Annotated in this window: 7 protein-coding genes and 1 pseudogene; 5 read left to right on the forward strand and 3 right to left on the reverse strand. The window is 73.3% G+C overall.

The annotated features are described in order from the left end of the window. The first annotated feature begins 1 nt into the window (after window position 1). Complete coding sequence (locus tag I7X39_RS05120) at window positions 2–1,231, forward strand: MFS transporter (protein ID WP_198109885.1); 1,230 nt, start codon at window positions 2–4, stop codon at window positions 1,229–1,231. On the opposite strand, the gene I7X39_RS05125 is transcribed toward I7X39_RS05120, so the two are convergent. Further along, window positions 1,204–2,193, reverse strand: a complete 990-nt coding sequence (locus I7X39_RS05125; RefSeq protein WP_198109886.1) for an MBL fold metallo-hydrolase — start codon at window positions 2,191–2,193, stop codon at window positions 1,204–1,206. The two genes, I7X39_RS05120 and I7X39_RS05125, sit on opposite strands and share 28 nt — an antisense overlap. A 102-nt stretch (window positions 2,194–2,295) precedes the next feature. Here I7X39_RS05125 and I7X39_RS05130 point away from each other — a divergent pair, with 102 nt between their 5' ends. Further along, window positions 2,296–3,204: a LysR family transcriptional regulator gene (locus I7X39_RS05130; protein WP_198109887.1), complete on the forward strand. Its 909-nt coding sequence runs from the start codon at window positions 2,296–2,298 to the stop codon at window positions 3,202–3,204. Window positions 3,205–3,212: 8 nt separating this feature from the next. Here the strand turns inward: I7X39_RS05130 and I7X39_RS05135 are convergent, their stop codons facing one another. Then, the gene (locus tag I7X39_RS05135) at window positions 3,213–4,628 is read right to left on the reverse strand and encodes a hypothetical protein (protein WP_198109888.1); all 1,416 of its coding nucleotides are present in this window, start codon (window positions 4,626–4,628) and stop codon (window positions 3,213–3,215) included. Between the two features lie 119 nt (window positions 4,629–4,747). Between I7X39_RS05135 and fdhD the strand changes: the two genes are divergently transcribed. Next, window positions 4,748–5,566, forward strand: coding sequence for a formate dehydrogenase accessory sulfurtransferase FdhD (gene fdhD, locus I7X39_RS05140; protein WP_198109889.1), 819 nt, complete (start codon window positions 4,748–4,750; stop codon window positions 5,564–5,566). A gap of 12 nt (window positions 5,567–5,578) precedes the next feature. Here the strand turns inward: fdhD and I7X39_RS05145 are convergent, their stop codons facing one another. Further along, a complete protein-coding gene (locus I7X39_RS05145) occupies window positions 5,579–6,583 on the reverse strand; it encodes a phosphate/phosphite/phosphonate ABC transporter substrate-binding protein (protein ID WP_198109890.1) in 1,005 nt (334 codons plus the stop codon). A gap of 87 nt (window positions 6,584–6,670) precedes the next feature. On the opposite strand from I7X39_RS05145, the gene I7X39_RS05150 reads away from it, so the two are divergent. Both I7X39_RS05150 and I7X39_RS05155 read left to right on the forward strand, forming a co-directional pair. Beyond that, on the forward strand, window positions 6,671–7,147 hold the full coding sequence (locus tag I7X39_RS05150; protein WP_198109891.1) for a hemerythrin domain-containing protein: 477 nt from the start codon (window positions 6,671–6,673) through the stop codon (window positions 7,145–7,147). A 110-nt stretch (window positions 7,148–7,257) separates the two neighbouring features. Then, window positions 7,258–8,390: pseudogene (locus I7X39_RS05155) on the forward strand (GGDEF domain-containing protein); the annotation flags it as partial.

Consider the following 8,390-nt stretch of genomic DNA (forward strand, 5'->3'; position numbering starts at 1 on the left):
CATGCTGCTTGACATCGGCCCGCTGCGCCGCGACCGCGCCTTCGCCCTGCTCTTTTTCAGCCAGCTGGTGTCCGGCCTGGGCACCATGGTCAGCTATGTGGCCGTGCCCTGGCAGCTCTACGAGCTGACGCATTCGAATGCCCAGGTCGGGCTGCTCGGCCTGGTGCAGCTGATTCCGGTGCTGGGCTGCGGCCTGGTGGGCGGCGCGGTGGCCGACCGCGTCGACCGCAAGCGCCTGCTGATGGTCTGCGAGGCCCTGATGGGCCTGTGCCTGGCCGGCCTGCTGGCCAACACCCTGGCGGGTGAACCGAGCGTGTGGCTGATCTACGCCCTGGTGGCCGTGTTGCAGGGGGCCAGCGGCTTCCACCGCCCGGCGCTCGAAGCCCTGACGCAGAAGCTGGCGCAGCGCGAGGACTACGCCGCCGTGGCCACGCTCAGCTCGGTGCGCGGCACCCTCACCATGGTGGCGGGGCCGGCGCTGGCGGGCCTGATGCTGGCCGGCTGGGGGGCGCAGGGCGCCTACCTGTTCGATCTGCTGAGCTTCGTGCTGGCGCTGGCCTTCATCGCTTTCATTCCACGCGCCCGCATTGCCATGCCCGAGCCGGATGGCGAGCGCCCGCATCTGCTCGCCGACTTGGCCGCCGGCCTGCGCTTCGCCTGGGCCCGGCCCGAGCTGATGGGCACCTACATCGTCGACATCATCGCCATGGCCTTCGCCTTTCCGGTCGCGCTCTTTCCGGCCATGGCGGCGGCCAGCGGCCGGCCGGATGCGGTGGGCTGGCTGCTGTCGGCCATGGCGGTGGGCGCCCTGCTGATCGGCCTGTTCAGCGCCTGGACCGGCCGGGTGCGCCGCCACGGCCGTGCCGTCGTGCTGGCCGCCGGGGTCTGGGCGCTCGGCATCGTCGCCCTGGGCTTCGCCCCGGGCCTGCTGGCCGCCCTGCTCTGCCTGGCCCTGGCCGGTGCGGCCGACATGGTCAGCGGCGTGTTCCGCAGCACGATCTGGAACGAGACCATCCCGAACGAGATGCGCGGGCGCCTGGCCGGCATCGAGATGATCAGCTACCTCACCGGCCCGCTGATCGGCAATGCCCGCGCCGGCTTCATGGCCGACGCCTGGGACGTGCCGATCGCGATCTGGAGCGGTGGCCTGGTGTGCCTGGTGGCCGTCGTGCTCACCGGGATCGGGCTGCCGCGCTTCTGGGCCTATCGCAGCGCCGCCAAGTCTTTGTAGGCCGCCGGCACGTTCAACCCCGGGTGCACCCAGTCGAACAGCACATAGCCGCGGAAGGCCGGCAGCTGCAGCTCGGCCACCGTCTGCTCCAGGCTCAGGCCGCGCGCGAGCGCGTCCTTCACGCCGGCCTGCACCGCGGTGAGGTAGTCGATGTGCCAGCGCAGGCCCTCGCGCCCCATCGGCACGCCGTGGCCGGGCACGACGGTGGCGTCGGCGGGCAGGAAGTCGTAGACCTTCTGCAAGGTGGCCAGGGTCTGCAGCAGCTTGCCGTCCAGCAGCCAGGGCAGTGCGGGTTTGGCGGCGATGACCGGGTTGCCGGCCCACATCGTCTTGGACTGCGGGTCCCAGACGAACAGGTCACCGCCGGTCTGCGCGAAGCCGAAGTCGTGGATCTCGACCTGGCGGCCGCCGAGGTCCAGCAGCAGCTTGCCGCCGGCGGGCACCAGGATGTCGGGCGCGCGCGCCTGGATGGGCTCGATGCCACGGCCTTGGCCGAAGTGCTGCAGCATGAAGGCCTTGTCCTGCTCCAGGTGCGTGGCGATGAAGCGCGCGGTGTGCTCGTGCTGAACCAGCCGGGTTTCGGGCGGCAGGAACATGTTGCCGAAGCTGTGGTCGCCATGCGAGCTGGTGTTGACCGCATAGAGCAGCGGCAGCTTGCCGGCCTTGGCGCGGGCGAGGGCACGCACCTGGTCGTGCAGGCGGCGGTTCAGCATGGTCTCGATCAGCAGCGCCCCGCGTGTGCCGACGATCAGGCCGCCGCTGGTGGCGGCCGCGCCGCCCTGGGCGTTCAGTGCGGCGGCGTCGGCCGCGAGGTGGACGAACACGCCGGGAGCGAGCTGCTGGCTCAGCATCTGCACCTTGTTGCCGTCCCAGATCGGTTCATGGGCCAGCGCCGGGCCGGCGCTCAGTGAGACAAGGGCCAAGCCGAGAAAGCCGGACCGCAACGTGCGCTTGAGGAACATGGGGAACTCTCCGTGGAAGCACCGGCCGAGCCGGCATGGGGTGCACTCTAAGAATCAAGATTGCAAACCAAGCATCACAATCTGCAAGATGGATTTGCAGAAATGAAAGGCGAACACCCGATCTGCCTGGACGACTGGCTGCTGGTGGCCGAAGTGGCTGCGCGGGCCAGCCTGGTGCAGGCCGCCGCCGCGCTGGGCATCAGCCATGCCACCGCCTTTCGCCGCCTGGGTGCGCTGGAGCGGGCCCTGGGCGTGCGCCTGTTCGAGCGACGTGCCGGGCGCTACCGGCCCAGCGCGGCCGGCGAGGCCCTGGCCGAGGCCGGCCGTGCCATGCGGGCCCAGGCCGACGCCACCTTGCTGCGCGTGCAGGGGCAGGACCAGCGCCCGCGCGGCCTGGTGCGCCTGGCCAGCACCGAGGGGGTGATCGGCGGCCTGCTGCTGCCCCTGCTGCCGGCGCTGCGCCAGGCGTTGCCGGAGATCCAGCTGCAGGCCGCGGCGCGCAACGATTTCCACAACCTCTCGCAGCGCGAGGCCGACCTGGCGCTGCGCCCCGCGCCGCAGCCGCCGCCGCACCTGATCGGCCAGCGCATCGGAGCGCTACGCCACGCCATCTATGTGCAGCGCACCCAGGCACGGCGCTTTCAGCGCGCGCCGCTGGCCGAGCAACCCTGGCTCTCGCTGGACGATTCGGCCGCCGGCAGCAAGGCCCTGCAGTGGCTGGCGCAGCAGCTGCCGCTGGAACAGGTGGCGCTTCGCTTCTCGGGCCTGCTGATGGTGCGCGCCGCCTGCCTGCAGGGCCTGGGCCTGGCGGTGCTGCCCTGCTTTCTGGGCGATGCCGAACCCGGCCTGCTGCGCCTGGGCGAACCCCTGGCCGATTGCGATTCCGAGCTCTGGCTGCTCAGCCACCCCGAGCTGCGCGAGACGGCGCGCGTGAAGGCGGTGCGGGCGCATCTGCTGCAGGCCCTGGCCGCCCAGCAGGCCCTGCTGGCCGGCGAGCGGCCGCAGGACTGAGCGCTGGTTCAGTCCAGGCTGGCCAGAAAGGCATCCCGCTCGCGCGACAGGGCCACGCCCTCGCCGCCGCTGGTGGCGCTGGCGGCGTAGGCATGCGCCCAGCGCACGGCCGCCTCACGGGCGGCGGCCACAGCCGCGGCGTCGCCCCGCTGGGCGCAGCGCGCCATCTCGCGCCGGTACATCTCGGCCACCGAGATCAGAACGCCCTGGTAGGGGCAGCCGTCCAGCATCACGCGCTCGGCCTCGGCCAGGCGGCCCTGGGCTTCGAGCACGGAGGCGGCGCGGGCCCATTCGGGCCGCTCGTCGTCCTCGGGCGCCTCGGCTTCGGCCGGCGCGGCCTCGAACTGCAGGCTGTGCAGCAGGGCCTCGGCGAGATCACCCGCCTGGCTGGCCGCCGCGGGCGTGGCGGTGGCGCGGGCCCGCACGGCCCAGCCCTCGTCAAGCGCCAGCAGCAAATGCATCTGCTCCAGCGCCTGCTCGCCATCGGCAATGCCGCGCACCGCCAGGCCCAGCACCGGGCCGCACTGCAGGCGCAGGAACTGCGGGGCGGGGTAGTCGGCGCGGGTCTGGGCCTCGATCTGGTCCAGCAAGGCCTCCAGGCCCGCCGGGGCGGCCAGGCGCTCCAGGCTGATCTGTACCGAGTTGTCGGGGTGCAGCAGCAGCAGGCGGCGGCTGTCGTCCAGCGCGTGCCAGCCGGTGGGCAGGGCCAGCACGGCCTTCAGGGCCATGCTGGCCACCCAGGCGCGGCCGTTGGCCTCGTCGGCGGCACGGATGGGCGGGGCAAAGCCGCGCCCCTGGTTCAGCCAGGCCTGCTGCAGCGGGTGCTCCTGCTGCAGGGTGGCCTGGCCGCCGGGCAGGGCGAACTGGCCGACATCGGCCACCGGCGCATCGGCCGGGGCCTGGTGCACCGCGGGCGCCGGGGCCAGGGGCACGCTGGGGCCTTGCGGCGCGGCGAGCCGGAAGCTGCGCAGCACCTGCTGCCAGGCCTGCCAGGTCTGAGCCTGCAGCTCCTCCGGGCCGGTGAGGCTGAGGTGGATGAGCCGGCCGCCGTCTTCCGCGAAGGCGAAATGGGTCTGCATCGGCCCCATGTCCGATTCGGGCGCGCACTGGCCCAGGATGGCGGGCAGGCTGCCCAGCTGGCCGGGCCCGAGCGTGCGCAGGTCCACGCCATGCTGCTCGATGAGCCAGCGCGCCCAGTCCTGCACCGTGCCGTCGTCGAAGGCCGGGCGGGCGGCGGCGGTGAACACCAGCGCGGCGTAGGGCGCATGCGCGCCGGCCAGGCCGAAGAGCTTGCGGGCATCGGAAAAGTCCGGCTCCTCGTCAGGCAGCTCCAGCGGCTGCCAGTTCTGCGGCAGCTCCACGAAGAAGCCCAGGTTGGCGATGCGGGAGGGGAACTCGCGCTCAACGAACGGGGGAGTGCTCATGACGATGCGTGGGGAGTGATTGGCGCCATGATGCGCGGCCCGGGTTTCAGCCGCACTTCGCGCGCAGCGCCCCGGCCGTAACGTTTGAAACCTGCGGCGCCCGCCGCCTGCCACCCGCCATGCCCCCTGCTGACCCCCTGGACTGGGCCCGCCCCGCCCCCGACGCCTTTGCCAGCGGCCAGGCCGCCGCGCCCGGGCGCCGCAGCGACGGCCAGCTCGCGGCGGAGCTGCTCGTGGAGGAAGCCCCGGTCACCCTGGTGTTCAACGACGAGGTGGCGCTGACCCTGATGGCCACGCCGCTCGACGCCGAGGCCCTGGCGCTGGGCTTCTGCCTGAGCGAGGGCCTGGTAGAGCGCCCCGACGAAATCCTGGACCTGCAGGCCCTGCCGGCGGGTGCCGGGCTGTCGGTGCTGATCCAGCTGCCCGAGCCGCGCCTGCAGACCCTGCGTGCGCGCCGCCGTTTTGGCGCGGCGCCGGGCGGCTGCGGGCTGTGCGGCATCGAAGACCAGCGCACGCTGCTGGCCCTGCCCACGCGGGCGCTGGCGCCGCTGCAGCTGGCCGAGGGCGCGATCGAGCGCGCGCTCGCCGCCCTGCCCGGCCGGCAGGCGCTGAACGCCCGCACCGGCGGCGCCCACGCGGCCGCCTGGGCCAGCCCGCAGGGCGATCTGCTGGAACTGGCCGAAGACGTGAGCCGCCATTGCGCGCTGGACAAGCTGATCGGTCGCCTGGCGCAGCGCCCGTTCGACCCGGCCAGCGGCTTTGCCCTGCTCACCAGCCGCGCCAGCTTCGAGCTGGTGCACAAGGCCGCGCGCGTGGGCCTGCCCTGCCTGGTGACGATGAGCGCCCCCACCGCGCTGGCGCTGCGCGCCGCCCAGGCGACCGGCCTGCAGCTGTTCGCCTTTGCCCGCCCGGGGCGCTGGACGCGCTACCACCCCTGATCCGCACCGGGCTCAGGGCCTTGCCGGCGCCCGCAGGCAGCTCGGGGTGGAGCCGATCAGGCGGTTGAGCTCCCGCATGCCGGCCCAGTCCTCGCGGTAGCGCGCCGGGCGCAGGCTGTCGCCTTCCTGCAGACCCTTGGGGCCGCCCGGAAAGCTGAGCAGGGCGGCGCGCAAGGCCTGCACGCGCTGCGGATGCAGGCGGTGGCTGACGCCCCACGGCGGCTTGGGCAGGACCTGCGAGGCGTAGATCACACGCAGGCTGTCGCGCGTCACCAGGCCCTCGCGTTCCAGCCGCAGGCGGATGCTGCCGGCCACCGCCGCGGCCTGCGCCAAGCCGCCGGAGACGGCCAGGATCGAGCCATCGTGCCGGCCGGAGAACTCGGCGCGGTAGTCGCGCCCCAGCTCCAGCCCGGCCTCGCGGCGCAGCAGGGCCACGGGCAGCTTGTAGCCGCTGGCGGAACTCTCGTCGACGAAGGTCAGCGTCAGATCGCGCAGCTGCGCCAGTTCGCGCACCGGCGAGGCCGCGGGTACGACGATCTCCATGCGATAGCCCGAGAGCTGGCCGTCCGCCCCCACCGGCTGTGCCAGCGGCAGCAAACCGCCACAGGCCACCTCTTCCTCCACCGCCCCGGTGTGCATCAGCACCAGATGGGCCTGGTGGGCGCGAAAGGCCCGGCTGAGGTCGCGCGTGTCTCGGGCGAGCAGGAACACCGTCTTGCGCCCGAGCTGGCGCTCGATGTGCGCGCGCAGCGGCTCCAGGTTCGCGCGCACCGTCACCAGGCCCGGGCCGGAGCCGCTCAGGCCCACCACCCCGATCACCAGCGTGGGCGGGTCCAGCCATTCGCGCGCCTGGCGGGGCGGGTCGGCCACGCCGTCGCCGTCGGCGTCACACAGGCCCGGGCCCAGGCTGGGGGACTGGCAGCCAGCCGCCCATGCCGTGCCGGCCGCCAGGGCGAGCAGCAGGCCCAGGGCCAGGCTGTGCCACCCACTCGCCGTCGCTTGCGCAGGCTCCGCCATCCTTTTGCTCCTTGTGCGGCTGGCCATGTTGGCAGGAATTGATCCAAGCGATGGTGGCCGCGGCGCGCGCCCCGGACAATCCCGCCCATGAATGACGCCCTGACCTGGACCGACGCCCTGGCCCTGCAACAGCCGCAGATCGACCGCACCCACCAGGAGTTCGTCGAACTGCTGAACACCCTGGCCGCCGCCGTGCAGCCCCAGCCCGGTGCCGGCGCCCTGCCCGCCTTCGACGCCCTGCTGGCCCATACCGAGCAGCACTTCGCGATGGAAGAGGGCTGGATGGCCGCCACCGGCTTCACGCCCGAGAACTGCCACAGCCGTCAGCATCAGATGGTGCTGGAGCTGATGCGCGAGGTGCGCAGCTGCGCGATCGACAACGGCGAATGGGAACCGCTGGCCCGCCTGGTGCCGGCACTGGCCGAATGGTTCCCCCAGCACGCCGAAATGATGGACGCGGCACTCGTGTTCACCATGCAGCAGCTGGGCTTCGACCCCGCCCAGCCGCACGCCGTGGCAGCGCCCAGCGGCGCCGTGGCCGGCTGCGGCAGCTGCGCCACCTAGGGTTTTCCCGTATTTTGAACTGACCCCAGGGTTGGCCCTGGGGCCGGTTCGAGCGTCCCACCTTCGGGGGGCCTGTTGCGGGCGGCGCGCATGGGCTAGCGTGCGTCCCCATGTCCCTGTACACCGCAATGCACGGTCCGGCCGCCGGCAGTGGCCTCGGCCCCAGTCCCGCCACGCGCCTGGCCCACAAGGCCTGGCGCCTGCTGCACACCGATGCCGGCGCGGCCTACGAGCTGATCGAGGAGGCCCGCGTGCGCGCCGAGGACAGCCAGGACGCGCTCGGCCAGGCCTGGGCGCAGCTGGTGCGTGGCTTTCACCGGCTGTCCTTCGCCAGCCCGTCCGCCGCCGCAGCCGAGCTGAGTGCCGCACGCACCCGCTTCGTGCAGCTGCAGGAACGTGGTGCCGAGCTGCTGGCCGTGGCCGGCCTGGCCCGCGCGCTGTGGCGCCAGGGCCAGGTGCAGCGTGCCGCCGACCTGCTGCACCCGCTGCGCGACGAAGCCCTGCGCACCCTGCGCCGCGAGCAGCTCGCCATCTACCTGAATGCGCTCGCGGGCTGCCACTCGGCGCGGGGTGAGTCGGAACAGGCCATGGCCTGCATGGCCCAAGCCCTGCGCGAGGCCGGCCCCAAGCGCGGCCTGGGCTACGACGTGGCCCTGCACGCCAATCTTTCGCACGAGCTGCTGGAGCTCGGTGACCTGCACGAGGCCCTGCGCCAGATCGAGCGCGGGCTGGAGCGCATCCACCAATGCAGCCATGGCCGCGCCCACACCGTGCTGCTGGTGAACCGCGTACTGGCATTGACCGGCCTGGGCCGTGCCCGCGAGGCCTTGCCCGATGTGCACGCCATTGCCAACGCCCAGCCCGATGGCAGCGGCCGCGGCCTGCTGCCCATGCACTTCGAGGCCCTGGCCCTGTGCGCGCTGCGGGCCGGCACGCCGGAGCTGGCGCAGGACCTGATGGCGCGCGTGAACCCCGCCGCCCAGTTGCCGGACGACCGCCTGGAGCTGGGCATGGCGCAGGCCCTGGCCACCCATCTGCGCGGCGACACCGCCGGCGCCCTGGTGCGCCTGCAGGTGCTGCAGGACGCCTGCGAGCGCGCGCTGGGCGATGCGCGCCCGGGCATGCGCCTGCGCTGCGACCTGGCCGAGCTGCGCGCCGAGCTGCTGGAAGCCAGCGGCGACGCCGCCGCCGCGCTGGCCGCGCTGCACAGCGCGCGCGCGCTGCAGGCCGAGCGGGCGGCGCG

The sequence above is a fragment of the Inhella proteolytica genome (assembly GCF_016093275.1).
GTDB classification, from domain to species: Bacteria; Pseudomonadota; Gammaproteobacteria; order Burkholderiales; family Burkholderiaceae_C; genus Inhella; species Inhella proteolytica.